Genomic DNA, 27000 nt, shown 5'->3' with positions numbered 1-27000 from the left:
AAAGATGCGGAATAGCATTTTTGATCTTCGGTTAATCACTGGGCTAATTCTTGCTCATGCTCTTATGTATTTCACCTTTTATGACCGAGCTATATTCTGGTACATATTTACTGGTTCACTTCTGATTTTAATTACTTACGCGATGTTTCAAGAAGCTGTCGAGGATGAAGCGTCTTTTTTCAAATATATCTCAATGGGAATAATATCGGGACTAATACTCTTTTTTTTATTTTGGCTGGGAGTACAAGCCTTTGACCTGCTAAACTTGCCTTTTGAAAAAAGTATTAAAAAGCTCTACCGTTGGTTTGCTCCTGAGTTATTTTGGCAATACCTTGCACTAATTTTAGTTGCAGCACCTGGTGAAGAACTTTTTTGGCGCGGATTTGTTCAGAAAAGACTACTCCGTTACTTCAGTCCTTTAAAGAGTATTTTAATTGCTGCTCTGCTTTATGCCTCTGTTCATATCTATTCAGGAACATTTATTCTAATGCTTGCTGCTTTCCTCTCTGGTCTTATGTGGGGTGCTTTATATATATGGAAGAAAAGTATGCCTTTAGTTATTGTTTCGCATATTGTCTTTGACATTATGATTTTTATTATACTTCCATTAAAATAGGAAAAGCACATGTCAAAATAATTGACAAGGCTTTTCCTATTTTTATGATTTATTCATTCAGAGGCTTCCTCCATAGCAGGATAAAAAAGAATAGGCTAATATAGCCAAACAATGGGTAAAGATTAGACAATAACTTGCTATAGTCAATAAGACTGATTAGATAAGATACGATAAAAATAACTGAAATTGTAATGAAAGTAGGAACTTGAACAAACTGCTTTAATTGACGGTCTAGTCCAAAAACGTTTCCAATAACCGATGTGAAGATTTCACCATAAATAACAAGTACAAATATCCAATAAAAAAAAGGAGCAATTTGCTTCATAATGATGGCCATCGGTATCTCATAAATCTCTAGATTTGGCAGCATGATTAATGTAAAGTGGCTGGAAATTAAAATGAGAGTTAGAGCTGCTCCTCCTAAAATACCGCCCCACTTTATAGTCCAATCATCTTTAATTTCATTGGCAATCGGAACGAGCACTGCCTGTGCTAAAGCTAGGTTTAATGCTGTATAAGAAAAAGGAGCCAGCATACTTTTCCAGCTATCCTCTACATGTGGTACAAATAGTAATTGATTTACAAAATCCGACTGTTTTATGGAAAGTGACATTAACATAAGGCTAAAACTAACCATGATAGGTACAACAAACGAATTGACTGCAAATAACCCCTTAGTGCCAACCAGCATAACGATAAAGGACAGAAAAATCGTTATAAAAACCCCTAAATTTTTCGTTAGGCCCAGTTGCTCTTCAAACACTGCTCCTGCACCAGCAAGCATTACGGCACTTACTCCAAGAAGCATAAAAAGCATAATTATATTAATACCCCTGCCTGCCCATTTCCCAAACAAGTGTACATTAAATTCTTGGTATGAAACCGCATTAATTCGAGCAGCAATTCTCATTAACTTTGAGCCTAGTACGATTAGGAGGTAGCCGCTCAACAAAATACCTAAAAAGCCAATGAAGCCAAACCGTGAGAAAAACTCAACGATTTCCCTTCCTGTAGCAAATCCAGCCCCCACTACTGTACCAACGTACACTGCGGCGATTTGAAATGCTGCTGACCAATTCTTTTTCACCTCATCTCCCCCTCAAATACAATATATGAGCAAGAGGACAAACAAAGACGAGCTTTTTTTAAACAAGCGTAATTTGTTACATGAAAAAATTACCATAGGCACATTACTTGAAAGTCAAAAAAGGTCAAAGTATACTATTTCCACAAGGTCAAATATAGTCAAAATCAAACAAATGTTTAGTAGGAGGTTTTATATTATGCTGTGTCAATTATGTAATCAAAACCAAGCAAATGTTCAGTTAAATTTAAACATCAACGGTCAACACAGCAATATGAAGCTGTGTCATGAATGTTATACAAACAATAAAAACGCTCTCCATTCAGGAATCGGTCCAAAAATGAGCTCCTTCCCTAGTTTTCCATTTAATGATTTATTTTTTAATATAAAGGGAACTGAAAATAACCATCTAAATGGGCAGACACCTTCTTCTGAAAATGCTCGGAATAACAAGGGAGGGTTTATTGATCAATTTGGCCGCAATTTAACTCATATGGCTACTGCTGGTCTCATTGATCCTGTAATTGGCCGTGATGAAGAAGTTAAAAGGGTCATCGAAATATTGAATCGTCGTAATAAAAACAATCCGGTGTTAATTGGCGAACCAGGTGTCGGTAAAACCGCTATCGCCGAAGGTTTAGCATTGAAAATAGTAGATGGGAAGGTACCTGGTAAATTAAAAAATAAAGAAGTTTATTTACTAGATGTGGCTTCTTTGGTCGCGAACACTGGTATTCGCGGGCAATTTGAAGAAAAAATGAAGCAGTTGATAGCAGAATTACAGGAGCGTAAAAATATAATTCTTTTCATTGACGAGATTCATCTCCTGGTTGGCGCGGGTTCAGCTGAAGGCTCCATGGATGCTGGTAACATATTAAAACCAGCTCTTGCACGCGGCGAACTTCAACTTGTAGGCGCAACAACACTGAAAGAGTACCGCCAAATCGAAAAAGATTCAGCACTAGAACGAAGATTCCAGCCTGTTCAAGTAGCTGAACCTACACCTGATTCAGCAATTGAAATCCTTAAAGGGATTAAGAATAAATACGAGGATTTTCATGAAGTAACCTATTCTGATGCTGCTATAAAAGCTTGTGTTCAGTTGTCTCACCGTTATATCCAGGATCGTTTCTTACCAGATAAGGCGATTGATTTACTTGATGAAGCAGGATCTAAAATAAACCTTACTTTGGAAGGTCATAGCAAGGATCAGATTGAGAAACGTTTACAAGAAATAGCTGTTCAAAAAGATACATCTCTCAAAAATGAGAATTATGAATTAGCTGCCACACTTCGTGATGAAGAAGTTTTACTTGAGAAAAAGTTAACTGAAACTTCAGAAATGAACAGACCTGTTGTTGAGCTATCACATATTCATGAAATCATTGAACAAAAGACCGGTATTCCTGTTGGCAAATTACAAGAGGATGAGCAGCAAAAACTTAAAGCTCTTGAGGTAAGCTTAAATGCAAAAGTCATCGGTCAGAAGAAAGCTGTAGAAAAGGTTTCAAAAGCCATTAAAAGAAGCCGCGCCGGCTTAAAATCAAAACATCGTCCGATTGGCTCTTTCCTATTTGTCGGACCAACAGGCGTCGGTAAAACCGAGTTCACCAAAACATTGGCTGAGGAATTATTCGGTTCAACAGAATCAATGATTCGTCTCGATATGAGTGAGTATATGGAAAAACACAGTATTTCCAAATTAATTGGTTCTCCTCCAGGATATGTAGGGCATGATGAGGCAGGACAACTGACTGAAAAAGTCAGAAGAAACCCTTACAGCATCATTTTATTAGATGAAATTGAAAAAGCTCATCCAGATGTTCAGCATATGTTTTTACAGATTCTCGAAGATGGACGTCTGACAGATAGTCAAGGAAGGACAGTAAGCTTTAAGGATTCAGTAATCATTATGACGAGCAACGCTGGTGTGGGACACAAAACTATCCATGTTGGCTTTGGAACAAACGAAGCAATTGAAGAGGCTTCTATCCTTGATTCTTTGGGCAGCTTTTTCAAGCCAGAGTTCTTAAACCGTTTTGATAGTATTATCGAATTTAACTCACTTGAAAAAGAGCATATCATGCAAATCGTCGATTTAATGGTTAATGATTTACAGGAAACATTAAAAGATCAAAATATTGAATTTACGATTACACCTGAAGCGAAAGAAAAACTTGCGGAGCTAGGCTACCATCCAGCATTCGGTGCACGCCCGCTTCGAAGAGTAATTCAAGAACATATTGAAGATAAAATTGCAGACTATATTTTAGACCAGCCTGAGGCAAATAAATTATCTGCCATTTTAGAAGATGAACAATTGAAGGTAACAGCAGCAGTAAGTGTAAACGTTCATTAATTGGAAAAGCGAAGCTACGAGGCTTCGCTTTTTTCTTTCGTTATTACAATTTTTGATCCTCAACGGAATTTAACCAGTTTTCAATTTCACCGACTACTGATTCTACACAGCCATCCTCAAACGGTGAAATCAGATTAGCTTCTTTAACAAGCTTTGTAAATGACATGCTTCCCCCAAGTTTGCAAAGATTTACATAGTCTGCCCAAGCCTCTTCTAGATTTTCTCTCGAACGTTTCCAGAATTGGAAGGCACAGATTTGAGCTAAAGTATAATCGATATAATAGAAAGGTGAGTTAAATATATGTCCCTGGCGCTGCCAGAAGCCTCCGTTCTCTAAATAAGCATTTCCATCATAATCTTTATGCGGCTGATACTTTTTCTCAATTTTACGCCATTGCAGCTTCCGTTCTTCGGGAGTTGCTTCCCAATTTTCATAAACCCAGTGTTGGAATTCATCAACGGATACTCCGTATGGAAGGAATAATAATGCATCACTTAAATGAGAAAATTTATATTTATCTTTGTCTTCCTTAAAGAAAAGATCCATCCATGGCCAAGTAAAAAATTCCATACTCATGGAATGAATCTCACAAGCTTCATAAGTTGGCCAATAATATTCAGGGATTTCAAAATTCCTGCTCGAATAAACCTGGAAGGCATGGCCTGCTTCATGTGTCAGTACATCAATATCACCAGAAGTTCCATTGAAGTTAGAAAAGATAAACGGCGCTTTATAGTTTTCTATATAGGTACAATAGCCTCCGCCAGCTTTACCTTTTTTGGCCACAAGATCCATTAAGTTGTTATCCTGCATGAATTTAAAGAACTCTCCTGTTTCCTTTGATAATTCTTCATACATCCTTTGACCGTTTTCAATAATCCATTCTGGTGATCCTTTAGGCATAGCATTTCCTGTTTTATAGTTAAAGCCTTCGTCAAAGTATTTTAACTGTTCCACACCGATACGGTCCTGTTGTCTTCTTTTTAATTTGGTTGCAATTGGAACAATGAAGTCCTTGACCTGCTGGCGGAAGTTTGCAACCATTTCCGAATTATAATCAGTTCTCATCATTCGATAATAGCCGAGTTCAACAAAGTTTTTATAACCTAATGCATGGGCAATTTCAGTCCTTACCTTAACAAGATCATCATAGATACGATCAAACTCACTTTCATGCTCAGCCAAAAAACCGAACTTTGCTTCAGAAGCAAGCTTTCTAGTTTCCCTGTCTGTTGATTGGGTGAAAGGCTCTAATTGAGCAAGTGTTCTTTCTTCCCCTTCAAAATTAATTTTTGCTGAAGCAATTAGTTTTGTATACTCTGTTGATAAACGGTTTTCCTTTTGTAGTAAAGGAACAATTTCAGGTTTAAAAGTCTTTAATTGTCCTTCTGCAAGTGCAAACAATTGCTTACCCCATTTTACTTCTAATTCGTTCCGAAATTTAGAAGTTACTAGGGCCTGATAATATTTTGTAACAAGCCCCTCAATTTCAGGCTGAACTTCATCCATATAATCCTGCTCGGCTTTATAAAACTCATCATTGGTGTCAACAGAGTGACGAATATAGCAAAGATTAAACATCGTCCCAATATCATTTCTAATTTCATTTACTTCGTTCATGGCTGCACTTTGCTCTTCTAAAGAAGATGCATTCGTAAACTTTTGAATTGCAGTCTCTAATTTCTCCTTTACCTCGTCAAGGTTTGGACGGGTATATGTATATTGCTCAAATTTCATTGATACAACCCCTTTATAGCAAACTTTTGCAACTAATTACTTTCGACACTAACCATTAATATTCCTTCATGCAAAAAAAAATACGGCCATTGCCGTATTAAAATTTGCCAGCTGGTAATCCAAGTTTTTTCAACAATTCAATCGCTTCCTGTTTTTCGGAATCTGTCAAACTAGACATGAGTGAATGAATCTGCTGAGCGTGTTCAGGAAATATTTCTTGAATAAACTCTTTCCCTTTATCTGTAATCTGTGCAAAGGTAACTCTCCTATCATTAGGACATGCAATCCTTTTTAAAAATCCTTTTTGTTCTAACTTATCTACAACATAGGTAATGCTTCCGCTGGCAAGTAATATCTTCCCGCCGATTTGCTGCATAGGCTGATCGCCTTTGTGATATAAAAGCTCTAATACCGCAAATTCCGTTGGATTTAATCCACTAGCTTGTATAACTTTATTAACATGCTCATTAATCGCTTTATAGGCTCTTGATAGAACAATATATAGCTTTAGTGATTGGGTTACAGAATCATTTTCCATAGAGAATCATCCTTTTTATAAGATCTCGAGCTGTCCAGCTCCAGCACCTATTAGCTTTTGCCTTTTAGGCGCTACGCTTTTCTTATTATCTCGACTTCAAGATTATTATAAAAAACTTTTGGGTTGGTGTCAATTTAACCTAGTTTTTACAATTGCCAGGCTGCCGAGTCTCACATTAATTATATTTAAATATTCCGAACTTAGAAATATTCCATTTCTCATTTTTATAGAATTTATGTAAGATAAGGATAATAAAAGATTGTTATTTTCATAAAAAGAGGTGTAGAAATGAGCCAACCAGCTGCCATGTCTGCAAACACAGCAAAAGTGTCAGACACGACTATGTTTAATATTTTATTTATCATCGGGCTATGCCATCTGCTAAACGATGCCATACAAGCGGTTGTTCCTGCGATGTTTCCCATTTTAGAAAAATCAATGGGGTTATCCTTCACTCAGCTTGGTATTATTGCCTTTTCCTTAAATATGGTTTCGTCAGTCCTTCAGCCAGTAGTTGGAGCAGTGACTGATAAAAAACCAATGCCTTTCGCTTTACCAATAGGTCTTACACTTACATTATGCGGTGTTCTTGGATTAGCGTTTGCCCCTTCATTTGGTTTCATTGTATTATCGGTCATTTTCATTGGCTTTGGATCTGCAGTGTTTCATCCAGAAGGATCTCGGGTAGCCTTTATGGCTGCAGGCAGAAGAAGAGGACTTGCACAATCGATATATCAAGTAGGCGGCAATACAGGGCAGGCATTAGCTCCCCTTATTACCGCGCTAATCCTTGTTCCACTAGGACAAAAAGGAGCCTCGTGGTTTTCACTTGTTGCAGCATTGGCAGTATTGTTACTAATCTATATCGCTAATTGGTATAGACGGAGATTAGTTGAAAATCTACCATTAATAAAGAAAAAAAATTCAAAAACAGATAAAAATACCGGTCTAACAAAAAGGGTTAAACAGTCTCTAATTTTAATACTTTTACTTATATTTGCAAGGTCTTGGTATATATCGGGAATGACTAATTTTTATGCTTTTTTTGCAATTGAGGAATACTCACTGACGATTAAGGAATCACAGCTTTTCCTATTTGCCTTTTTAATTGCTGGTGCGTTCGGTACTTTTTTTGGCGGTCCGCTGTCTGACCGGTTCGGGAAGAAAAAATTGATATCTGTTTCAATGTTACTGACTATACCATTTTCGATCCTCATTCCTTTTGTACCATCTTCTATTGCATTCATCTTTTTAACACTTACAGGATTTATTATAATGACCAATTTTTCGGTAACTGTGGTTTTTGCTCAAGAGCTTGTCCCTGGAAAAATTGGAACAATGTCTGGTTTAACTGTGGGACTCGCCTTTGGTATGGGGGCTATCGGCTCGGTAGGACTTGGATATATTGCAGATCTATTTAGTATGTCAGCCATGGTTTCTTCCATTGGGTTTCTTCCATTGCTGGGGTTATTGGCCTTCTTCCTGCCAAGTGATCAAATGGTGAGAGAATGGAATCAAGAGGTTTAGAAAAGGATGGGCATGTTGCCCATCCTTAATTAATTTATTGAATTCTTTTGTATAATTCTTCTTTTTCATCATCTGAAAGCATACGCTCTGCCATAGGGAAGAGGACATTTTCTTCTTTTGCGAAATGCTCTGTTAAGATAAAGTACGCGTCCTTTACCAAGTCACTTAAGATTTTCTTTTCTTGCTCTGTAATACTGCTATCGGCTTTCTCCAAGAACTCGTGAATTTTTGACTTAGCTTGATCATGTTCATATTCCATAACTGCAATAGGTCCAGATGTTGTGCCGATATATACACCCATCATCGGAAATAAAACTCCCTCTTCTCGTTTAGAGTGAGGATCAAGTGCGGCCTTAAATTCATTAACCTTAATAATCAATTCCTCGAATATATTTTCTATATTAGAATTTTCTTGAATTTGAGAAGTTAAATTGAATAACCCCTCTAATTGTGCTAATAACGGAGGATGCTCCGACTTCAATTGACGAAGTCCTTTACTGAGTTCTACCGGGGATGTCCCTCCAAAATTACTTATACAGCCGCTCATCTGCAAACACCTCATCTAAAAAATCTTATCTTTAGTATAAGGGCTGCCTTCAATTAACGTTGTGACACCCATCACACAATAACCAAGAATTTAGATTACTAATAAAAAATCTAAAATTTTCAAAAAATTTTAACATTTGTACTCAAAAAAGCTAAAAAACTATCATATAATATAGTTAGAACGTAAAAGGGAGGGCTATAATCGTGAAAACACCTAATTATCATGATTTTTATCAAAAGGCATTGATTCCCATTGGTTATAATGACTTACTCGCACTAAAGGAATATGGAACTTATGATTGTGATTCACCTTCGACCCATTGGCTGATTGCAGTTGAAGGAGAACAGCTCCCACAGTCAAATATATACTTTCATTGGAAAGTAAGTATCTATCCGTCAAATGTTGAGGGTGATTTTAATTGGAAGAGACCTTTTTATTGTTCTCCAATCATGGTATCTATAGATAGTGCGCATGAGCTGGCATGCTCATTAGTTACGTCAGGTAAACTGGATCAACTTACTGCCATCAGCCTACAAGAGAAAATTAGTTAATCTTCAAAAATTACTCCCCTTCAGCTTCACCTTCTTTTTGACCTTACTTGTGAAAAAAACCACAAATAGTGAAATTCAACTACATACTAATAAGGAAGACCTGCAAAATATTGCAAGTTAAAAAATAGGTGCTGCTCGCCTTTGCAAGCAGCACCTTTAAAATTATGCTAGTCGAAACACAATACCATGTCCGCCTTTTGGGTATTCCCACTTAATATTTTGGTACGGGCAGCCAATCCTGCAGCTGCCGCATTCGTGGCAGCCCTCATATCCAACCTGCATCCTTAATCCTTCCCATTTGTATACTTCAGCAGGGCAGAAGATTGTGCAAATTTTATCAGGGCATTTTGTCATACAGATATCATGGTCCATAACAGTTAGATGGGATTTCGTATCAGCTTTAAAACGAAGAAGGTACTGTTTTTCTTCGATATTCTTAGTTGACATTATTTCACCGCCTTCCAAGCACGATAAATATCTTGTATAACCTTAAACGTCCCTTTTTCAGCCGTTATACTTTTCATAATTTCTTTCTGCTTATCACGTTTTGGTGTTCCATCTACTGTAAAGAATTTGCTCATAGCCTTGTTCATCATCGGAACATATTCTTTAAAATATTGTGGATTATTTTCAAATGTGTGTGTAGCATCTTTGTACTTCTCCAAATCTTTGATTATGAAGCTATCATATAACTTTTGTCGGTAAAGATTTAAACTAGACTCGGAGAAGTCCCCGCGGTATTTCGCCTCAATGACGGTCTCTGCAGCCAGTAAGCCGGAGTGCATTGCCATGTTCGAACCTTCACGATGGATTGCGTTTACAAGCTGTGCGGCGTCACCGACTACCACTACACCGTTTCCTGCTACCTTTGGTACTGAGCGATATCCTCCCTCTGGAATGAGATGGGCAAGATACTCTGCTGATTCTCCGCCTGCGAGCATTGGCTTAACCATTGGATGTGTTTTTAGATAGTCTAAGAGATCATAAGGCTTCATTTTTGATTTGATCATACTTGATAGAGTGGTTCCCACCCCGATATTCAAACTATCCTTATTGGTATATAAAAATGCTGTCCCAAGATTCCCTTTTGTTGAATCACCAAAAATTTCAATTGTACAGCCCTGATTATCTTCTAAGTTAAATCGGTCATTAATTTTTTCTTTTGGTAAATTAATAACTTCCATAACCGTTAATGCAACCTCATCTGGCCGGAATTCTTTATGGAAGCCTAACTGCTTTGAAAGCAGGGAATTTACCCCATCTGCCAGGACAACAACATCAGCATAGACTTCTCCGTTTGGACGGTCAGTACGGACACCAATAACCTTACCGTTTTCAACAATACATTCTGTTACAACTGTCTCATTGATTAACAGTGCACCTGCTTCAACTGCTTTTTTTGCAAACCACTGATCAAATTGCGCTCGCAATACCGTAAAGTTATTATACGGCTCTACTCCCCATTCGAGACCTTTGTAACCAAATTGAACCACTGACTCCTTATCCATCATCCAAAAACGCTGCTCGATAACGGGTCTTTCAAGCGGAGCCTCTTTCCAAAACTCTGGAATTAACTCTTCCATTTGCTTCCGATACAACACACCGCCCATTACGTTTTTGCTTCCCGGATATTCTCCCCTTTCAATAAGCAGCACGTTTAAGCCATTTTGGGCACAAACAAGCGCACAAGAAGTACCTGCTGGTCCTGCCCCAACAATAATAACATCAAATTTTTCTGGCATAGCTCATTTCACCGCCTTTTTCAGTTCTCAGCTGTTTAAATTGTTGTATTAATTTAGGGACAATTTCCAATGCGTCTCCTACAATTCCGTAAGTGGCTACATCAAATATCGGTGCATTTGGATCCTTATTAATAGCGATGATTAAGTCTGAATTTTTCATACCTACTACATGTTGGATAGCTCCGGATAGGGCAACCGCAAAATAGATTTTTGGTGTTACGGTTTCGCCAGTCTGACCTATTTGCAATTCATGAGGTAACCACCCTGCTTCAACTACATCTCTTGTTCCGCCGACAGTGGCTCCAATCGTATCCGCTAATTCATAAAGGATTTGAAAGTTTTGTGCATCGCCCATGCCTTTCCCGCCACAGACAATAACGTGTGCGTCGGCTAAATTTGCCTTTTTTGTTACGTCATTCACAATTTGCAGCACTTTGGTACGCATATCTTCTTCTCTCAGCGTTATGCTTTCTTCTATTATTTTACCTGTTCGTCCTGTATCTGGTTCAAGGGCCTTCATTACCTTAGGTCTTACAGTTGCCATTTGCGGACGGTGCTTTTTACAGAGAATTGTTGCCATTATATTACCGCCAAATGCAGGACGACTAGCTTCAAGCAAACGGTTAGCTACGTCAACATCAAGCATGGTTGTATCAGCTGTCAGACCTGTAACTAAATCAGTTGCTACAGCACTCGCTAAATCTTTGCCATTTGGCGTTGCTCCATAAAGAATAATCTCGGGCTTGTATTTTGGAACAAGCTGCATGACACCCTTCATATAGGATTCTGTCCGATAATCTTTCAAAACCGGATGGTCAACCAGATATACTTCATCTGCACCATAAGCTATTACTTGGTTCGCCAATGGTTTTATTCCACTCCCCAGTAAAAATCCGGCCAATGGCACTTGTAATTTATCAGCAAGCTTTCTGCCTGCACCAAGCAATTCAAGTGAAACTCCTTCAATTTTACCGCCATTTTGTTCAATAAATACCCAAACGCCGCGGTAATCATCAAAATTCATGTAAACCCCTCCTTGCATCATAGAGTAATCTTTATTGTTTAGATGGCTGTAATGTTAAAACGTCTTTTTGCTCCAGTAAGATATCCATAAGTTGTTGAACTTGCTCATCAGGGGAGCCTTCAATTTTTTTCCCGCCTTCAGGACGTGGAGGAGTAAACATTTTACCAACAATTGTGGGGGAACCTTTTAATCCGAGCTGTACACGATCCACATTTTCAAGATCACTAACAGCCCATATTATTGGTTCATATCTAGCAGCTTTAATCATATTTGGCATGGGCGAGTATTCAATCTGGTTAATTTCTTTTTCAACAGTCAGCAGACATGGCATTTCTGCTTGAATTAATTCATACCCGCTGGATAGTTTTCTTTTGATTAATACAGTTTTTTCTTCTAAGTTAACTTCAGAGACCTCAATAACATTGGTTACCGGTGGAATATCCAGTCTTCTGGCAATACCAGGTCCTACCTGACCAGTGTCTCCATCAATGGCATGCTTGCCGCAAATAATCATATCAATTGGAATTTCCTTGTTGATTTTTTCTAAAGCTTTAAATAAGGCATAGCTGGTTGCAAGTGTATCAGCCCCTGCAAAGGCACGGTCGGTAATCAAATATCCCCGGTCAGCACCTATCTCAATACTTTTTTTAATAACAGCTGTTGCTTGCGGCGGTCCCATCGACAAAACTGAAATCGTACCGCCATTCTTTTCACGAATGCTTACAGCTTCTTGTACAGCATGAGCATCATAAGGATTTAAAATGGCTGGTGCGCTTCGTCGGTCGAGTGTGTTTGTTTTGGGATTGATTTTAATGATTTTTGTATCTGGTACTTGTTTTACACATACGACAATGTGCATGTAGTACTTTCCCTCCCCCGTTTTTGCTATGTTTGTTTTGAAAGCGTTTGCCTTCCTTGGTTATAAAAAATGCCATATTACGATATATGTATCGCAACACAAGCATAGTACCAAACAATAATAGATTTCTTTTTTTAAATTGATAAATTTAACATTTGAGGTAAAATCTAGTAGTGTAAGATAGGCAGTTTTTTGTTAGGTGAATAATAGTAAAAATAGCACTAATTTAACTATAAGAAATATTCAGATATAAACAATGATAAAAATCACAGTTTCTGTCTAAATATGTAGTTTATTTTATTTGGAACTATTTTTAATTGTGAAAGGTTTTGAGGCTGGGATCATGATGACTGCATTGTCCGCTGGTGTCAGCTATGCTTCGTAAACAGAGGATACGGGGAATTTGATCGCACTTGCGATTGGGTTTCAAAATGCACCAGAAGGCCTTCTTGTTGCACTGTTGTTAAATCAATCAACAAATAAGCAAATTCAAGGCCTTTTTACTGGCAATTCTAATGGGTACAATTGAAATTGTCACATCTATTATTGGTTATTATTTAACCTCGTTTGTAGAAGGGCTTGTCCCCTATGGTCTTTCTTTTGAGGCTGGAGCGATGTTGTTTATCATATATAAAGGGTTAATCCCAGAAAGCCACGGAGATGGCAATGAACGAGTTTCAACTTATGCATTTATTACTGGTCTCTCAGTAATGGTTTTTTTAATAGACATTTTTAAGTACAAATGTAAAGCTTATACAAATACTTTTGGCCAAATCATAATCATTTGATTAAAGGCAAATTTCACTTCTTCGTTTGGCTGGGAAAATTGCTGGGAAGCTTTCTGATACTCATTTATAAGTACATCTAATTCCTGGCTGTATTTTATCGTCTCATCACTAGTAAATCCTTTTTTATTTGCACAATTTATCATCATCGCACGTTTCACTTTAATTGCTTTAAGCATCTCAGAAGGGTTATTACTTTCCATTTCCAATCTCTCACCTACTCCTTACTCTTTTACACTAAACTGTTAAAAAATTGATTACTTGATGAATTATGACAAGATTTTAGTAAAAAGTAAATACTTTCGCAAAAGTAGACAAAACAAGCATTTTATTGCAATTTTCGACAATATTCATAGGCTTCACTGTGTTTTTACGACAATTTTCATGCTACACTTGGTAATGTTTTAGTAAACAAATTTACTAAAACAACAAAAAAAACTGGCTCTTCAGCAGCCAGTTGATGTAAATTATTGATGAATTTCTTCTTTTTCGTAAATTGGCACCCATCCCTCTGTAGTTACGAAAATACGAATAGCAACTACTTTACGGTCTTCTTCTAATGTAAAATAATGTCTTGTGTTTTCTGGAACTGAAATTAAATCTCCTGGATTAAGATGAACTTCAAAAAACTCGCCGTCTTTTCCTTGAATTACAAATACTCCATGACCACTTACGATAAAACGAACTTCATCATCCGTATGATGATGCTCATTTTTGAAGTTCGTCAGCAAGGTGTCTAGATTTGGAGTATTATCAGATAAAGAAATGATATCTTGCGCTTTGTATCCTCTTCTAGCAGAAATATCTGAAATCTCAAGTGAAAAAACATTTAGAATTTCATTTTTTTCTTCATCGCTTAAAAGATATTTTTCAACTAGTTTGTCTGGAAGTTTAGAAATATCCCAATTTTCATAGATGACCTCTTGTGATGCTAGAAAGCTTGCTACTTCTGCATGGTTTTGAATCTTGTCTTCTCTATTTTGAAATGTAATATATGCCATAATCAAATCTCCCTCTCCCTAATTATTTAAACAACTTTAAACAATTGATATGTTTTATGTTCTAATAAACGTAATTGATATTTAAATAAAAACTCAGATGCCTCAAGAATTTTTTTTGCCTCAAATGCATTTCTTCCCCATACAGTAATTCCGTGATTACGGATTAATACAGCACCTGAATCCTCTTGAATATGCTCAGAAAAAGCCTGGGCAAGTGTTGGAATATGAGCATAGTTTTCAATAATTGGAATCGTCAGTTCTGCGTCTTCTTCCCATTTGTTGAAAGCCTTAATTAGCTCCTGCCCTTTAAAGGTTACCTCACCCTGGTTTCCATAAACTTCTGAAATCACATTATTATCAATAGTGTGAACATGGAGACTGCAGCCTGCTTTAGTTTTTCGGTAAATTTCGACGTGAAGCAGCGTTTCTGCAGAAGGCTTTAAGTGAGTTTCTTCTACTGCATGCCCATATTCGTCTACTAGCAAAAAGTCCTCTTCTGTACGTTTACGTTTATCCTTACCACTCGCCGTCACCAGAAATTGCAGAGGATGATCACTTACCTTAATAGCAAGGTTACCGCTTGTTCCCATAAACCAATCACGCTCAGCTAGTTCATCCTTTATATCCGCTAACTCCAGCCATTTTTCCTTTAACATGATGTCCTCTCACCTCAATCTGATTTTTAATTGCATTTATACAATCATAAAAGGTGTTAAATCCTTTATGATTTAAACCCCATTCAATACATTTTTTCTCCAGTAAATCTCTTGCCAACACAAATGTTGCTTGTTTAGCTGCCTCAAGATCGGTTACGGAGTCACCGATTACGATTGTAAAGGTATCTTCATCTGCATTTAACTTACGTATAATAGTAGGTTTACAGCAGCCGCATTCATTTTCACATAAAGAATCACAGGTATGCGGCCAAAGTATTTTTATGTGATCCCCTGAAAAGTCGCTATGGTTACAATAAATCCCTTCAAATGGACCGAATTTCTCAAGTATTGGATACACAAAGAAATCAATTCCCCCGCTGACAATATAAAGTGGAATATTTTCACTTTTAGCAAACTCTACGAACTCAGCAAACCCTTCACGAATCCTGGCATTTTCTATTGCAAACTTTGTGATTTCATTTTTTTGGCTGCTCGGTAATTCCGAAAATAATTTTCCTACACCCTCACGAATGGAAATCTCTTGTGACAAAATTTGGTCTTTAATATCTTCCCAATTAGGCGGAGCAAATTCTTTCATGATAGCAATAATGTTGTCACTTTCGGTAATCGTACCATCAAAATCGCAGTAGATGACGGACCTCATTTATACTGTCCCCTCTGCATTTCCCCATAACTGTAATGCAATCTTAAGCTCTGGGTATTGCTCGGCACCTTCAGCTAGGGTCTTACCTTGCAGATTTACTTCAATTGCTTGGCGGAATGCAAGTCCGCCGCCGCGGGCACCATTTGGATGACCATGAACGCCGCCCCCAGCATTAATGACAGATTCAATTCCGAAATCACGAATCAACAATGGCACTAAACCTGGATGTATTCCTGCTGAAGGGACAGGAAACGACCGCTTTATAGTGTCCGTTTTGATTAATTCCTCTGCTATAGAAATGGCAGAGGATTTCTCTAATGCCACTGTTCCATATGGTGATGGAAATAATGACAAATCGGCACCAGCAAGTCTGAGCAGCTTCCCTAATAACAAGGAATGAGAGAGACCATAATGAGAAGATGATGTTAATGCCCCGCTTACAGCAGGATGAGCCATTAATGGCAATCCAATTTGATCATCCTCGCGCAGCTCCTGCAGAACGTCCAATCCATAGGCAAAAACATTAAACAGTATCATATCTGCACCAAGTTCTTTTGCTTTCCGTGCTCTGTCCCTCAACTGTGATGTTCTTCCTGTTAGATTTACCGCATACAAAGTGCGATGTCCAGTTTGTTCAAATACTTCCTGTAAAACTTTTTTGCCTTCTGATATTCTTTTTTCAAACGGAGTCAGATCATTTTCAAAAAGAATTTCGTCATCCTTTACAAAATCAACACCGCCAAGAGCCTGCTGCTTTAACTGCTCTGTCAGGAAACGAATATCCTTCCCTAAAACTCCTTTAAAAATGCTCATTAACAGGGGACGATTAAAAACCCCAAGCTTTTCTCGTAACCCCTCAATCCCAAATCTGGGGCCAGGGAATTTACTTTTTAATTCATTCTCAAACTGTAAATCGATTAATTTTATTTTTCCATCTAATGAAAGTTTTCCAAAAACGGTAGTTAGAATTGCAGGAATATCATTAGAAAAATTAATTGTTGGATATGCGATACGGATTATCGACTGATCCTCATTTAAACCCTCAGTCGATACTACCTTGCCCTTATGCTTGCGTAATTGACTCTGTTCTAGTTCAGGTAAGTTCGTCCATGAACCGACAGTCAAACCTAAAGCTATTTCCTCAGCTTTTTTTTCAAGATTTTTTTCACCATGAACTAGGTATGTGGCTATTAATTCTGTCAATTTTACTCTTCCTTTCTCAAAAAACATAAAAAACCTCTTCCAAAAAGAAGAGGTTAGCGTCGCAAACTAACATCTTCTCATCTTTCAGCTTGTGCTGCAAGATTTAGCACCGTGCCTAACATAAGTGTTAAGTCGGTTGCCGGGCTTCATAGGGCTTTTCCCTCCGCCTGCTCTTGATAAGAAAACGATCGTATTATTTACTATTATCATGTTGGTAAACTATATTTTGCATTATCCCAAGAATCCTATTTTTTGTCAATCTATTTTTTGAAAATTTGTAACTCACTAATTCTTCTAACGGCTTCTCCTAAACGTTCCTCACTTGTAAGCAAACCTACCCGGACATAACCTTCACCTAATTCTCCAAATGCAATCCCAGGTGCCACGGCAATATGTGCCTTCTCCAGCAGCATATCAGCAAATTCAGTAGACGTAAGCCCTTCAGGAACCTTTAGCCAAGCAAAAAATGATCCCTTTGGCGCCGTAACATTCCAGCCAAGTGAACGAAGACCATTAATTAAAACATTTCTTCTACGCTCATAGAGATTATTCAATTCTTGAACACAATCCTGCGGACCGGATAATGCTTCCGCTGCCGCTTCCTGAATGCCGCCAAATAAGCTGCAATACAGATGGTCTTGTATAAGCTCAATCGCTGATATAACACTGCTATTGCCTACAGCGAATCCTACACGCCACCCTGCCATATTGTAGGTTTTCGAGAGAGTATAGATTTCAATCCCTACTTCTTTTGCCCCATCAATTTGTAAAAAGCTCACGGGCTTTTCTCCATCAAATCCTATTGCACCATAGGCAAAATCGTGAACCACGCATATATCATTAAGGCTTGCAAGTTTGACCGTTTCTTCAAAAAACCCCTTCGTTGCAGCAGCCCCTGTTGGATTGTTTGGATAATTAAGGAACATTAATTTGGCTTTTTCAATCACCTCAGAAGATAATTCATTATAATCTGGCAGAAAATGATTCGTTTCTCGTAACGGCATTGTTACCATTTCTGCCTTTGCCAACGCTACCCCAGATAAGTAATCGGGATAACCTGGATCAGGAACAAGCATTATATCACCAGGATTTAATAGGCATTGCGGAATCTCTACCAATCCTGCTTTGCCTCCAAACAAAATGGCTACTTCCTTATCCGGATCAATGGTTACCCCATATTCTCTTTTGTAAAAATCTGCAGCTGCCTGCTTTAAATAACGATGTCCCTGAAACGGAGAATACCTATGATTTGCAGGATTTGCAGCTGCTTCCTGCATTTTTTTTACGATATGGCTGGGGGTAGCCTGATCAGGATTACCCTGTCCTAAATTAATTACATCATAACCTGCTTCAATGTATTTCCCTACCTTTTTTACTAAAGAGGCAAAAAACTGTTTCGGAAGATTGTTTAAAAGTTCAGATGTTGGAAATTTTTTCATCATATCACCTGCTTTAATGTATAAATTTTATTGTTGAATTCTAGTCACAAATGATATAACTTTTAAGACAGCTTGTAAAGAAAAAATTCCGAAATTTCAAACGAGGTGAAGTTGAGTGAAATTTAAAATAACTTGTTTGCAAATGGATATTGCCTTTGGAGATCCAAATAAAAACTATCAACACGCCGAAAAACTTATCGAAAATGCAATGAAAGACAATCCTGATATTATTGTGTTACCGGAGTTATGGACAACAGGGTATGATTTGACACGACTTGACAAGATTGCAGACAGGAATGCAGAAAAAACCATTGATTTTTTAAAGAAAGCAGCGAAAAAATATCAAGTTCATTTTGTTGGAGGTTCGGTGGCAAACCGCGGGGATCAAGGAGTTAAAAATACCCTCCTTATCATCAGTAATGAAGGTGAGCTTGTTCACAAATATAACAAACTACATCTTTTTAAATTAATGGATGAACATCTTTACCTAGAGGCTGGTGAGGAGAAAGGGTTATTTAAATTAGATAATCTAAATTTTGGCGGGGTTATTTGCTATGATATACGTTTCCCAGAATGGATTCGTGCACATACCGCTGCCGGAACAGAAGCATTATTCGTTGTTGCAGAATGGCCAGCTCCCCGCTTAGCACACTGGAGATCCTTGCTGATTGCAAGAGCGATTGAAAACCAATGTTTTGTCATTGCTTGCAACAGAGCCGGTTCTGATCCAAATAATAAATTTGCCGGTCACTCCATGATTATTGACCCATGGGGAGAGGTAATTGCTGAAGCAGGCCCAAGCGAGGAAATACTAACTGCAGTAATCGAGTTAGACCTTGTAAAAGATATTCGAAGGCAAATCCCAATTTTCGAAGATAGAAGGCCAGATTTATACTAAACCAAAAAACCACTTCCCCTGATGCGGCAGTGGTTTTTTTATACTTTAATAAAAGGTTTCAATGGTATCTTAATCTTAAATAAAGTTCCTATTCCCTCTTCACTATCTACTTCTATACTCCCATTGTGTTCCTCAATAATTCGGTAACTTACCATCAATCCAAGCCCCGTGCCTTTTTCTTTTGTAGTATAAAACGGTTCTCCAAGTTTTTTTATTTTATCCACGGGAATTCCCATTCCTTCATCACGAATGGATATCTGTATAAATTGGTCCTTGATGGAATTGATCGCAATTGTAATTTCTCCGCCATTCGGCATAACTTCAATTGCGTTTTTTATTAGATTGATAAAGACCTTTTTTAATTGGTTGGGTTCACAATAAACATGCGGTAATTGCTCTTCATAATGAGTATAGAATTGAACATTGTACAGCACTGCTTGTGCACTTAATAAATCAATGGTTTCTCTCATTATTTGACAAATGTCTTTATCTAGGTATTTGGTTTCTTGAGGTTTTGCTAGAATTAAGAATTCATTAATAATAGAGTCAATTCTCGCTAACTCTGAGGTAATGACTTCATAATACATTGAGTGTTCGGCTTTTATACTTGGCTCAAGTAATTGAATAAACCCTTTCAAAGCAGTCATTGGATTTCTAATTTCATGTGCAATTCCTGCAGCAAGTTCACCAATTAGGTTTAGCCGGTCTGATTTTCTTAACTGTTCCTGCATTTGGGCCTTTTCTGTTACATCAATAATAACAGTGAGATTCAATCCATCGATAATTCCACGTTTTGTGGAGTAATCAAAATGTCTCACTCCCCCGTCAATTCCTTCAATCACCATAGATGAAGATTGCTTACCATTATTTGTAACTTGTTCAATATGATTAATTATTTCCTGTTTTTTTTCATTTAAGTGACTAAATAATTCTAGTACAGAACGTCCTACCAATTTATCTTTTGGTAGTCCAAATATTCTCAATGCAGAACAATTGGTATCGACAATCTGGTACATGTCATTCCATAAAATCAGTCCGTCCATGGAATCTTCAAATATTCTTCGGAATTTTTGTTCGCTTTTAAGCAATTCTTTTTCCATTAAAACACCTGCCCCATGAAACCAAATTAAGGTAATTTTATTTATCCTATATTCTACATTATAATAGAAAATCCTTTTTACTTGACAAAAAAATAATGACATTGATAGTAAATCTGGTTGGGAAAAATCCAATAAAAAAGGTAAAACGGAATTTTCCGTTCTACCTTTCTATCATTTATAGGAATGGATTTTCGTGCTTTGCCTTAAGACGCTGCCATCTCTTCTCTACTTCTGCCTCAAACTCATCTAAAATAGATTTGTTTTCTTCTTTAAGCAGATGTTTTGTTTTTCCCATGTATTTCAGCCATTCAGAGATAGCTATACGTTTGTTTTTATCTTCTGGGTTGTAGGTAATGCTGGTCACACCTTGCTCTACCTCATATAAAGGAAAGAAGCAGGAATTAACAGCCTTTTCTAATATTGTTGTTCCGTAACGGTCTTCAGATTTCCAGTTCAGCGGGCAGGTTATTAATATCTTACCATAAACTGTACCTACATTTTGTGCATACCATTGAGCTTTAGCACCCTTTTTAATTAAGTCTTGAGGAAAGCTTTCAGCCCCTGTAAATATATAAGGTATATTGGCTGCTGCCATAATTTGCGCCGTATCCTTATGATGGAATCCTTTACCCTTTTGAGCTTTGCCAACACCTGAAGTACTTGTCATATGCCCAATTGGTGTTGAATAGGACATTTGTGAGCCAGTATTCATGTAACCTTCATTATCATATTCCAGCATGATAAGCTTATGTCCACGAAGAGCTGTACCAATAGCAGAGCCCATTCCAATGTCCATACCGCCGTCTCCAGTTATCATTACAAATGTCGCATCATCTGAAATTTCTATTTCACCACGACGTTTTAATTCAAGGAATGCTTCTAATGTTCCAGATAACGTAGCGGCCCCATTTTGGAATAGGTTATGGATCATCGTTTGTTTATGAGAACTGTGCGGATAAGAAGTAGTTGTTACATATGCACAACCAGTTTGGAATAATGTGACAATATCCCCTTCAATCCCTTTAAAGAATAGTTCCAGTCCAGCAAAAATACCACAGCCTGGACATGCTCCATGTCCGGAAGCAATTCGCTTAGGCTTTCCGGTTAATGCTCGAAGCGGCGGGATTTTCACCTTTAGTTTATTTGTTTCTTCGTCCATTTTCACATCGATTAAACCAGATTTATATACATCACCGTGCTGTGGTGTAATGACAGGCTTAAGAATCTTTTCCGGATTACCTGGTACATGTCCATAATAATCAAATGGTTTTTCAGCAAACCCTTTTTCCATCGCTTCAATTGTCATATCGAAGAATTTTTCAGCGTCACTTGCGTAGAAATCCTTACCACCAAGACCAAAAACACGGCTAAGAACAATAGTTTGATTATTTCGGTCTTCTTGAAGTGCTGATTTTACCTCATGAGTTAAGTTCGGTCCATTTGCGCCATATGAATCTGCTCGCTCACCCACTAATAATGCTTTTACATTTTTAAGCGCTTCACGAATTTCTTTAGCCGGGAATGGTCGAATGATATTTGGACTGATCACACCTGCCTTAATTCCTTGTGCACGTAATTGATCCACTACATCTTTCGCAGATTCAGCAGCAGAGTTTAATAAGAATAAAGCAACTTCTGCATCTTCCATCTTATATAAATCTAATACTGGATATTCACGGCCAGAAATGCGGGCATATTCTGCCGCAACCTCTCTAAATACCTCGCCAGCAGCATAGATAGCTTCAGATTGTTGGAAATGGTTATTAATTAAATCCTCACCATTCATATGTGCACCAATTGTGACTGGTTTTTTCGGATCTCTAGCAAAATGATAATCTGTCGGACACTCACCGACAAATTGTTGAACAACTTTTCTATCTTTAAAGTACTGCACTCTGCGCTTCTGATGGGAAGTAAAGAATCCATCGTAGGCTACGATGACTGGTAATCGTACTTTAGAGTGTTCTGCAATTTTAAGCGCCATAATATTCATATCATAAACTGCTTGTGGTGTTCTTGCAGTTAAAATCACCCATCCAGTATTCAGGGCAAAGTAAAGGTCAGAATGGTCTCCTCTAATATCGAGAGGTCCACTTACTGCCCGCGTAACCAGGTTCATTACCATTGGAAAACGAGTCCCTGCTTGTACTGGAAGCTGTTCGATCATATAAAGCAGGCCATTCGCACTGGTAGCATTAAATACCCTGGCACCAGTAGCTGCTGCACCATAGCAGATCCCGGCTGAGCCATGCTCACCATCCGCTGGGATTAGCTTAATATCATGTTCCCCGCGGGCTTTCATCTGGTCTAAGAATTGGGCTACTTCAGTGGAAGGGGTGATTGGAAAGTACCCCATAATATGGTAATTAATTTGTGCAGCTGCCATTGCAGCCATTTCATTTCCAGACTCAAAGGTTGAAAGTTGCTCAGCAACAGCTAAGCTATTGATTTTATCCTCTAACATTGCCATTATGAAATCCCCCCTGCCACATAAGGAAAGTTTTGTTTTACTGTGTTAGTTTCGGCATATCCAATCATTTCACGAAGATCTCCAAGTGCATCAGTTGGGCAGGCCTCCACGCATTTTAAACAGCCCTTACAATATTGATAATCAATCCCTTTCAGGAACATTTGCTTTCTGCCTTTTTTATCTTCACCAGCTTCCCACACAAAGCAATAGTCTGGACAGACATTATCACAAGCAGCACAATTAATACACTTCTTCTGTTGAAACTCTGGAAGGAATCCTTGTCGTGATCCGCTTAAATCTTTTAAAATACTATTTGCCTGTGCGGTCAGGACTCCGCCAATTTCTTGTGTTAAGTAGCCCAATTGCGGAAGTGGACGTGTAAAACTTTTTCCCTCTGCACCCTCGGGTACTTCATATTTCTTAAATTGAACTTCATTAAACCCACGATCGAACGTACGTATATTCGGTTCAACAAGATGAGGGTACTTCTTTTCAAATGTTTTCCGAATAACGTTTCTCATTGAATCAGGGTCTAAAAAATTACAAATACGATACAAAGCGCCAAGCATTGCTGTGTTAACTTTTGTTTTTTCCTCAACTGCAATCGTTAATGCATCAACTATAGCAAGGGTTCCATATTCTAATTTTAGGTCCCTTTTGACTGAATCAAACTCTCTGGCAGTATTTACAAGTGCAATACCATCAGCATTTAATCCGCTGACTACATCAACTGTCTTATAAAGTGCTTCATGAAAAACCGCTACAATATGCGGCTGCTCAATGGGACTGTGATCCCTTATTTCTACTTCTGGCTCACAATAACGAATAAAGCTTTTAACAGGTGACCCCTTCTTTTCGGACCCATATGATGAGAAGTTCGATCCGTTCAAACCAAGACCTAATACTCCTGCTTCAGCTAGCATTTTCCCGGCTAGGTTTGCTCCAAGACCTCCAATAGATTCCAGGCGAATCTCAAAGAACCCAAGCTCATTTTTCTTCGGTAATATAGACATTATGTCCCTCCCCCTTCATGTCAAAAAGACTGAAAATACATACAATACAAATTCCCTTCATTCATTGTAGGATATAAATTTATTTCAAGCTGTGACAATTATCAAACATATTAAAAAAAATTCTATAACACATTTAAATAACAAAAAAAAACGCTTATTTATATGGATTTATTCATTGATATAATTATGCAACAGCCAACAGACAGTAGTATAACAGATGTATTTCGCTGCTTCGATTATCGTTTTTATTAAAAATGGGGTATAATATACTATTGTTTTTATTTTGTCGAAGGAGATTTACAATGAACATAATTTGCAGCACCTTAAATGCTAAATATATTCATACTAATTTAGCAATCCGTTACTTAAAGGCTTTTGCAGCTCCGGAATTTAATGTCCAGCTGAAGGAATATACAATCAAAGATCCTGCCATGAATATCGTAGCTGACCTCTATCAGCAAAAACCAACACTAATTGGCTTTAGCTGTTACATTTGGAACATTGAAGAGACCATAAAAGTTGTCAATATGCTGAAAAAGATTGATCCCTCTATTCAAATTGTTTTAGGCGGTCCTGAGGTTACGTACGATACAGTAGAATGGATGGAAAAACTGCCAAATGTTGATTTTATTATCATTGGGGAAGGCGAACATTCTTTTAAACAATTACTTACTGAATTGAATGGAAAAAGAGAGTATAGAAACGTCCAGGGAATCGCCTACCGTGATAATGGAAAAATAAGAGTCACCCCTCAAATGAACAAACTCGACCTTAAAGAACTTCCTTCTCCATATAGGTTTCCTGAAGACGCACCACATTTAGGAAAGCGTGTCACTTATATTGAGACAAGCAGAGGTTGTCCATTTAACTGTCAATTTTGTCTTTCTTCCATTGAAGTCGGAGTACGCTATTTTGATAGAGAAAAAATTAAGGATGATATACGCTATTTAATGGCAAACGGTGCCAAAACCATTAAATTTGTTGACCGCACTTTTAATATAAGCAGAAGCTATGCGATGGAAATGTTCCGCTTCTTAATAGATGAACATCTGCCAGGAACGGTATTTCAATTTGAAATTACAGCAGATATCATGAGACCTGAAGTTATCGAATTCTTAAACAAGGAAGCACCAAAAGGGCTGTTCCGTTTTGAAATTGGTGTACAATCAACCAATGATTATACGAACGAGCTTGTAATGCGAAAACAAAATTTTGAAAAATTGACTCGGACGGTCACGATGGTGAAAGAAGGCAGAAAAATTGACCAGCATTTAGATTTAATCGCCGGTCTTCCAGAGGAGGATTATTCCTCGTTCCGGAAAACCTTTAATGATGTTTTTGAACTTCGCCCAGAAGAATTGCAGTTAGGTTTTTTAAAAATGTTAAGAGGGACCGGTCTTAGACTTCGTGCGTCTGACCATAATTATATTTTCATGGATCAATCTCCTTATGAAATCTTAGGAAATAATGTCCTTACATTTAATGACATTCTTAGAATTAAACAGGTAGAGGATGTTTTAGAAAAATATTGGAATGACCATCGTATGAATCATACGATTGAGTATTTAGTAACCAGTGCTTTTCCTTCACCTTTTGACTTTTTTCAGGAGTTTGGGACCTATTGGGATGAGCAGAGCTGGTCTAGAATCGGCCATCAATTAGAAGATTTATTTCGAAGATTATTCTCTTTTCTAGAATCAAAAGAGGTAAGCGACATTGATATCATTGCTGGTCTAATGAAATATGATTACTTAAGTAATCATAAGTACAAACCGCGTAAGCCTTGGTGGGAGCAAAGCTCTAATAAACAAACTAGAACAGAAATATATAAGCAAATTATAGAAACCCCAACCCTTTTGGGAGAAACTTATTTGGCTCTGAAACTGGATGAAAAAGATTTATATAAGCATACCATGATTGAAGAATTGTCTTTTGATCTGTCCGTGTACTTAGCTTCAGATAGAGTTGTAAAACACCGTTCATTTTTATTAGCATATTTTGACCCGTCAAATAAAGGAACGATTATTTTTCCATTTAAGATTTAAAAAATAGCCGGCTTATTATAGCCGGCTTACTTTTCTTTTTTGGAAGTCTTTTTATTGTTGTCTCTAGCTTGAAGTATTTCGTATAACTTTATGCCATTAACGTCACCAAATTCGACGCTGAATTCCTCACGTGTTTTTTGCAATTTTTTTTTATCTTTCATTAACTTCTTCCTTTTTTTCCAAGCTTCGAGTTACGGTTTTGAACTTTAATCGCATCTTCTGTACCAGCATATTCTGCTGAAAATTCACTTTCCTGAACGTTCTTATGAGGAGTTTTCGAATACTTATTTACAGCGTCATGTTCTGCTTTTCTTTTAGCCATTTTTTCAGCCTCCCATTATTATGTTACATCATTAGCTTGTACAAAAGCAGAAATTCAATCACTTCCTTATTTTTCATAAATAAAATTGTCACAGCAGCGAAAAATAAAGAAAAATAGGAGTGAGGAAAAATGACGAGAAACAACAAAGAAACTGATGAAAATTTAACGATCGACGAAACTATGCCGCATCAAATAAATGCCCCAAGTTTTGAGGGTACCGGTATTAAAATGCAGCCTCCATTTGTAAATGAGCATGGGGTTGTAATTGGTGACAGCAATTATTCCTCTCCAAACTCTCCATTAGAGAATTGGACAGAGAATACCGACCCAGAAATTATGGCGGGGGATGAGTGGGTTCATCCTACAAATGATATTGGCTGGAATACGGCGGAAAATCGGGAACTGCTTGAAAGCAAAAAGAAACCCAAAGCCTATCCCTTTATGCACCCAACAATCGATGTCAGCAAAGGTACTGATTAATTTATTTACTTATTCGTACCATAACCGCAAAACATTACCACTTATTTTAATAGCGAATTGAATCATAATACAACTACAGAGAATTCAATCTCTGTATAGATATTAAGGAGTTGAAAAAAATGGCTAACAGCAGCAATAAATTATTAGTTCCAGGAATTGAGCAATACCTGGACCAAGTTAAATATGAAATCGCTCAAGAATTTGGGGTTAATTTAGGTTCTGATACAGTGTCCCGTGCGAATGGATCTGTTGGCGGCGAAATCACAAAAAGATTAGTAAAACAGGCGCAAGCTCAAATGGCTGGACAACAACAATAATTGAATTAAATAAACATGGAAG

The 27000-nt window shown here is 37.6% G+C and carries 27 protein-coding genes, 1 pseudogene and 1 riboswitch; of the genes and pseudogenes, 9 read left to right on the top strand and 19 right to left on the bottom strand.

Annotated elements, in window-relative coordinates:
• Positions 1 to 4 precede the first annotated feature (4 nt).
• On the top strand, positions 5 to 616 hold the full coding sequence (locus QNH29_RS08215; RefSeq protein WP_283864325.1) for a CPBP family intramembrane glutamic endopeptidase: 612 nt from the start codon (positions 5 to 7) through the stop codon (positions 614 to 616).
• 49 nt (positions 617 to 665) lie between these two features.
• Here the strand turns inward: QNH29_RS08215 and QNH29_RS08210 are convergent, their stop codons facing one another.
• Entirely contained in the window at positions 666 to 1703 is a 1038-nt protein-coding gene (locus QNH29_RS08210) for a YkvI family membrane protein (protein WP_283864324.1), read from the bottom strand.
• Positions 1704 to 1899: 196 nt separating this feature from the next.
• On the opposite strand from QNH29_RS08210, the gene QNH29_RS08205 reads away from it, so the two are divergent.
• Positions 1900 to 4059: an ATP-dependent Clp protease ATP-binding subunit gene (locus QNH29_RS08205; RefSeq protein ID WP_283864323.1), complete on the top strand. Its 2160-nt coding sequence runs from the start codon at positions 1900 to 1902 to the stop codon at positions 4057 to 4059.
• A gap of 43 nt (positions 4060 to 4102) precedes the next feature.
• Here the strand turns inward: QNH29_RS08205 and QNH29_RS08200 are convergent, their stop codons facing one another.
• Both QNH29_RS08200 and QNH29_RS08195 read right to left on the bottom strand, forming a co-directional pair.
• A complete protein-coding gene (locus QNH29_RS08200) occupies positions 4103 to 5797 on the bottom strand; it encodes a M3 family oligoendopeptidase (RefSeq protein ID WP_283864322.1) in 1695 nt (564 codons plus the stop codon).
• Between the two features lie 97 nt (positions 5798 to 5894).
• Positions 5895 to 6335 (bottom strand): MarR family winged helix-turn-helix transcriptional regulator, encoded by a 441-nt coding sequence (locus tag QNH29_RS08195; RefSeq protein WP_283864321.1) that lies wholly within the window; start codon positions 6333 to 6335, stop codon positions 5895 to 5897.
• Positions 6336 to 6623: 288 nt separating this feature from the next.
• Between QNH29_RS08195 and QNH29_RS08190 the strand changes: the two genes are divergently transcribed.
• On the top strand, positions 6624 to 7862 hold the full coding sequence (locus QNH29_RS08190) for an MFS transporter (RefSeq protein WP_481858784.1): 1239 nt from the start codon (positions 6624 to 6626) through the stop codon (positions 7860 to 7862).
• 34 nt (positions 7863 to 7896) lie between these two features.
• On the opposite strand, the gene QNH29_RS08185 is transcribed toward QNH29_RS08190, so the two are convergent.
• Positions 7897 to 8409: a hemerythrin domain-containing protein gene (locus tag QNH29_RS08185; protein WP_283864320.1), complete on the bottom strand. Its 513-nt coding sequence runs from the start codon at positions 8407 to 8409 to the stop codon at positions 7897 to 7899.
• Between the two features lie 203 nt (positions 8410 to 8612).
• Here QNH29_RS08185 and QNH29_RS08180 point away from each other — a divergent pair, with 203 nt between their 5' ends.
• Positions 8613 to 8960 (top strand): hypothetical protein, encoded by a 348-nt coding sequence (locus QNH29_RS08180; protein ID WP_283864319.1) that lies wholly within the window; start codon positions 8613 to 8615, stop codon positions 8958 to 8960.
• Positions 8961 to 9122: 162 nt separating this feature from the next.
• Here QNH29_RS08180 and QNH29_RS08175 read toward each other — a convergent pair whose 3' ends face one another.
• The 4 genes from QNH29_RS08175 to QNH29_RS08160 are packed head-to-tail and all read right to left on the bottom strand — an operon-like array spanning position 9123 to position 12585.
• Positions 9123 to 9407, bottom strand: a complete 285-nt coding sequence (locus QNH29_RS08175; RefSeq protein WP_283864318.1) for a ferredoxin family protein — start codon at positions 9405 to 9407, stop codon at positions 9123 to 9125.
• Positions 9407 to 10702: an FAD-dependent oxidoreductase gene (locus QNH29_RS08170; protein WP_283864317.1), complete on the bottom strand. Its 1296-nt coding sequence runs from the start codon at positions 10700 to 10702 to the stop codon at positions 9407 to 9409. The genes QNH29_RS08175 and QNH29_RS08170 overlap by 1 nt, the downstream gene beginning before the upstream one ends.
• Complete coding sequence (locus QNH29_RS08165; RefSeq protein ID WP_283864316.1) at positions 10686 to 11726, bottom strand: electron transfer flavoprotein subunit alpha/FixB family protein; 1041 nt, start codon at positions 11724 to 11726, stop codon at positions 10686 to 10688. Before QNH29_RS08165 ends, QNH29_RS08170 begins: the two co-directional genes overlap by 17 nt.
• A 31-nt stretch (positions 11727 to 11757) precedes the next feature.
• Positions 11758 to 12585 carry an electron transfer flavoprotein subunit beta/FixA family protein gene (locus QNH29_RS08160; RefSeq protein ID WP_283864315.1) on the bottom strand — a complete coding sequence of 276 codons (828 nt, stop codon included), beginning with the start codon at positions 12583 to 12585 and terminating at the stop codon, positions 11758 to 11760.
• A gap of 355 nt (positions 12586 to 12940) precedes the next feature.
• Here QNH29_RS08160 and QNH29_RS08155 point away from each other — a divergent pair.
• Positions 12941 to 13373 (top strand): annotated as a pseudogene (locus tag QNH29_RS08155) (ZIP family metal transporter); the annotation flags it as partial.
• Here the strand turns inward: QNH29_RS08155 and QNH29_RS08150 are convergent.
• The 6 genes from QNH29_RS08150 to QNH29_RS08125 all read right to left on the bottom strand — a co-directional run bounded on the left by QNH29_RS08150 (position 13337) and on the right by QNH29_RS08125 (position 18333).
• On the bottom strand, positions 13337 to 13573 hold the full coding sequence (locus QNH29_RS08150; RefSeq protein WP_283864314.1) for an aspartyl-phosphate phosphatase Spo0E family protein: 237 nt from the start codon (positions 13571 to 13573) through the stop codon (positions 13337 to 13339). The pseudogene QNH29_RS08155 and the gene QNH29_RS08150 overlap by 37 nt on opposite strands.
• A gap of 264 nt (positions 13574 to 13837) precedes the next feature.
• Positions 13838 to 14371: a 1,2-dihydroxy-3-keto-5-methylthiopentene dioxygenase gene (locus tag QNH29_RS08145; RefSeq protein WP_283864313.1), complete on the bottom strand. Its 534-nt coding sequence runs from the start codon at positions 14369 to 14371 to the stop codon at positions 13838 to 13840.
• A 26-nt stretch (positions 14372 to 14397) separates the two neighbouring features.
• On the bottom strand, positions 14398 to 15027 hold the full coding sequence (locus QNH29_RS08140) for a methylthioribulose 1-phosphate dehydratase (protein WP_283864312.1): 630 nt from the start codon (positions 15025 to 15027) through the stop codon (positions 14398 to 14400).
• Positions 14984 to 15691: a 2-hydroxy-3-keto-5-methylthiopentenyl-1-phosphate phosphatase gene (locus tag QNH29_RS08135; RefSeq protein WP_283864311.1), complete on the bottom strand. Its 708-nt coding sequence runs from the start codon at positions 15689 to 15691 to the stop codon at positions 14984 to 14986. The genes QNH29_RS08140 and QNH29_RS08135 overlap by 44 nt, the downstream gene beginning before the upstream one ends.
• Entirely contained in the window at positions 15692 to 16921 is a 1230-nt protein-coding gene (gene mtnW, locus QNH29_RS08130; RefSeq protein WP_283864310.1) for a 2,3-diketo-5-methylthiopentyl-1-phosphate enolase, read from the bottom strand.
• Between the two features lie 47 nt (positions 16922 to 16968).
• A riboswitch (SAM riboswitch) is annotated at positions 16969 to 17077 on the bottom strand.
• Positions 17078 to 17154: 77 nt separating this feature from the next.
• On the bottom strand, positions 17155 to 18333 hold the full coding sequence (locus QNH29_RS08125) for a pyridoxal phosphate-dependent aminotransferase (RefSeq protein WP_283865556.1): 1179 nt from the start codon (positions 18331 to 18333) through the stop codon (positions 17155 to 17157).
• 115 nt (positions 18334 to 18448) lie between these two features.
• Here QNH29_RS08125 and QNH29_RS08120 point away from each other — a divergent pair, with 115 nt between their 5' ends.
• The gene (locus QNH29_RS08120; RefSeq protein ID WP_283864309.1) at positions 18449 to 19231 is read left to right on the top strand and encodes a carbon-nitrogen family hydrolase; all 783 of its coding nucleotides are present in this window, start codon (positions 18449 to 18451) and stop codon (positions 19229 to 19231) included.
• Between the two features lie 38 nt (positions 19232 to 19269).
• Here QNH29_RS08120 and QNH29_RS08115 read toward each other — a convergent pair whose 3' ends face one another.
• From QNH29_RS08115 to QNH29_RS08105, 3 genes are all read right to left on the bottom strand, one after another.
• Positions 19270 to 20331, bottom strand: a complete 1062-nt coding sequence (locus tag QNH29_RS08115) for an ATP-binding protein (protein WP_283864308.1) — start codon at positions 20329 to 20331, stop codon at positions 19270 to 19272.
• Between the two features lie 175 nt (positions 20332 to 20506).
• A complete protein-coding gene (locus QNH29_RS08110) occupies positions 20507 to 22801 on the bottom strand; it encodes a thiamine pyrophosphate-dependent enzyme (protein WP_283864307.1) in 2295 nt (764 codons plus the stop codon).
• Entirely contained in the window at positions 22801 to 23814 is a 1014-nt protein-coding gene (locus tag QNH29_RS08105; protein ID WP_283864306.1) for a 2-oxoacid:acceptor oxidoreductase family protein, read from the bottom strand. The genes QNH29_RS08110 and QNH29_RS08105 overlap by 1 nt, the downstream gene beginning before the upstream one ends.
• 302 nt (positions 23815 to 24116) lie before the next feature.
• Between QNH29_RS08105 and QNH29_RS08100 the strand changes: the two genes are divergently transcribed.
• A complete protein-coding gene (locus QNH29_RS08100; protein WP_283864305.1) occupies positions 24117 to 25859 on the top strand; it encodes a B12-binding domain-containing radical SAM protein in 1743 nt (580 codons plus the stop codon).
• A gap of 26 nt (positions 25860 to 25885) precedes the next feature.
• On the opposite strand, the gene QNH29_RS08095 is transcribed toward QNH29_RS08100, so the two are convergent.
• Together QNH29_RS08095 and QNH29_RS08090 are read right to left on the bottom strand one after the other, a co-directional pair.
• A complete protein-coding gene (locus QNH29_RS08095; protein ID WP_283864304.1) occupies positions 25886 to 26020 on the bottom strand; it encodes a hypothetical protein in 135 nt (44 codons plus the stop codon).
• On the bottom strand, positions 26020 to 26181 hold the full coding sequence (locus QNH29_RS08090; protein WP_169803640.1) for a protein YkzP: 162 nt from the start codon (positions 26179 to 26181) through the stop codon (positions 26020 to 26022). The genes QNH29_RS08095 and QNH29_RS08090 overlap by 1 nt, the downstream gene beginning before the upstream one ends.
• A gap of 129 nt (positions 26182 to 26310) precedes the next feature.
• Between QNH29_RS08090 and QNH29_RS08085 the strand changes: the two genes are divergently transcribed.
• Both QNH29_RS08085 and QNH29_RS08080 read left to right on the top strand, forming a co-directional pair.
• Entirely contained in the window at positions 26311 to 26661 is a 351-nt protein-coding gene (locus QNH29_RS08085) for a DUF3905 domain-containing protein (RefSeq protein ID WP_283864303.1), read from the top strand.
• A gap of 119 nt (positions 26662 to 26780) precedes the next feature.
• The gene (locus QNH29_RS08080) at positions 26781 to 26978 is read left to right on the top strand and encodes an alpha/beta-type small acid-soluble spore protein (RefSeq protein WP_090763659.1); all 198 of its coding nucleotides are present in this window, start codon (positions 26781 to 26783) and stop codon (positions 26976 to 26978) included.
• Positions 26979 to 27000: the final 22 nt, after the last annotated feature.

This window comes from Neobacillus sp. DY30, assembly GCF_030123065.1.
Classification (GTDB): domain Bacteria; phylum Bacillota; class Bacilli; order Bacillales; family Cytobacillaceae; genus Neobacillus.
Note: the sequence above shows the minus strand (reverse complement) of the source record. Positions and strands in the feature narration are given on the sequence as shown.

Excerpts from the sequence above, each read along its gene's own strand:
- QNH29_RS08190 (WP_481858784.1), top strand. The coding sequence starts at position 6,624 with ATGAGCCAACCAGCTGCCATGTCTGCAAACACAGCAAAAGTGTCAGAC.
- QNH29_RS08095 (WP_283864304.1), bottom strand. The coding sequence starts at position 26,020 with ATGAAAGATAAAAAAAAATTGCAAAAAACACGTGAGGAATTCAGCGTC.
- QNH29_RS08080 (WP_090763659.1), top strand. The coding sequence starts at position 26,781 with ATGGCTAACAGCAGCAATAAATTATTAGTTCCAGGAATTGAGCAATAC.
- QNH29_RS08165 (WP_283864316.1), bottom strand. The coding sequence starts at position 11,726 with ATGAATTTTGATGATTACCGCGGCGTTTGGGTATTTATTGAACAAAAT.
- QNH29_RS08110 (WP_283864307.1), bottom strand. The coding sequence starts at position 22,801 with ATGGCAATGTTAGAGGATAAAATCAATAGCTTAGCTGTTGCTGAGCAA.
- QNH29_RS08150 (WP_283864314.1), bottom strand. The coding sequence starts at position 13,573 with ATGGAAAGTAATAACCCTTCTGAGATGCTTAAAGCAATTAAAGTGAAA.
- QNH29_RS08215 (WP_283864325.1), top strand. The coding sequence starts at position 5 with ATGCGGAATAGCATTTTTGATCTTCGGTTAATCACTGGGCTAATTCTT.
- QNH29_RS08195 (WP_283864321.1), bottom strand. The coding sequence starts at position 6,335 with ATGGAAAATGATTCTGTAACCCAATCACTAAAGCTATATATTGTTCTA.
- QNH29_RS08185 (WP_283864320.1), bottom strand. The coding sequence starts at position 8,409 with ATGAGCGGCTGTATAAGTAATTTTGGAGGGACATCCCCGGTAGAACTC.
- QNH29_RS08100 (WP_283864305.1), top strand. The coding sequence starts at position 24,117 with ATGAACATAATTTGCAGCACCTTAAATGCTAAATATATTCATACTAAT.
- QNH29_RS08160 (WP_283864315.1), bottom strand. The coding sequence starts at position 12,585 with ATGCACATTGTCGTATGTGTAAAACAAGTACCAGATACAAAAATCATT.
- QNH29_RS08125 (WP_283865556.1), bottom strand. The coding sequence starts at position 18,333 with ATGAAAAAATTTCCAACATCTGAACTTTTAAACAATCTTCCGAAACAG.
- QNH29_RS08200 (WP_283864322.1), bottom strand. The coding sequence starts at position 5,797 with ATGAAATTTGAGCAATATACATATACCCGTCCAAACCTTGACGAGGTA.
- QNH29_RS08135 (WP_283864311.1), bottom strand. The coding sequence starts at position 15,691 with ATGAGGTCCGTCATCTACTGCGATTTTGATGGTACGATTACCGAAAGT.
- QNH29_RS08140 (WP_283864312.1), bottom strand. The coding sequence starts at position 15,027 with ATGTTAAAGGAAAAATGGCTGGAGTTAGCGGATATAAAGGATGAACTA.
- QNH29_RS08175 (WP_283864318.1), bottom strand. The coding sequence starts at position 9,407 with ATGTCAACTAAGAATATCGAAGAAAAACAGTACCTTCTTCGTTTTAAA.
- QNH29_RS08105 (WP_283864306.1), bottom strand. The coding sequence starts at position 23,814 with ATGTCTATATTACCGAAGAAAAATGAGCTTGGGTTCTTTGAGATTCGC.
- QNH29_RS08085 (WP_283864303.1), top strand. The coding sequence starts at position 26,311 with ATGACGAGAAACAACAAAGAAACTGATGAAAATTTAACGATCGACGAA.
- QNH29_RS08090 (WP_169803640.1), bottom strand. The coding sequence starts at position 26,181 with ATGGCTAAAAGAAAAGCAGAACATGACGCTGTAAATAAGTATTCGAAA.
- QNH29_RS08170 (WP_283864317.1), bottom strand. The coding sequence starts at position 10,702 with ATGCCAGAAAAATTTGATGTTATTATTGTTGGGGCAGGACCAGCAGGT.
- QNH29_RS08205 (WP_283864323.1), top strand. The coding sequence starts at position 1,900 with ATGCTGTGTCAATTATGTAATCAAAACCAAGCAAATGTTCAGTTAAAT.
- QNH29_RS08145 (WP_283864313.1), bottom strand. The coding sequence starts at position 14,371 with ATGGCATATATTACATTTCAAAATAGAGAAGACAAGATTCAAAACCAT.
- QNH29_RS08115 (WP_283864308.1), bottom strand. The coding sequence starts at position 20,331 with ATGGAAAAAGAATTGCTTAAAAGCGAACAAAAATTCCGAAGAATATTT.
- mtnW (WP_283864310.1), bottom strand. The coding sequence starts at position 16,921 with ATGTTTTTTGAGAAAGGAAGAGTAAAATTGACAGAATTAATAGCCACA.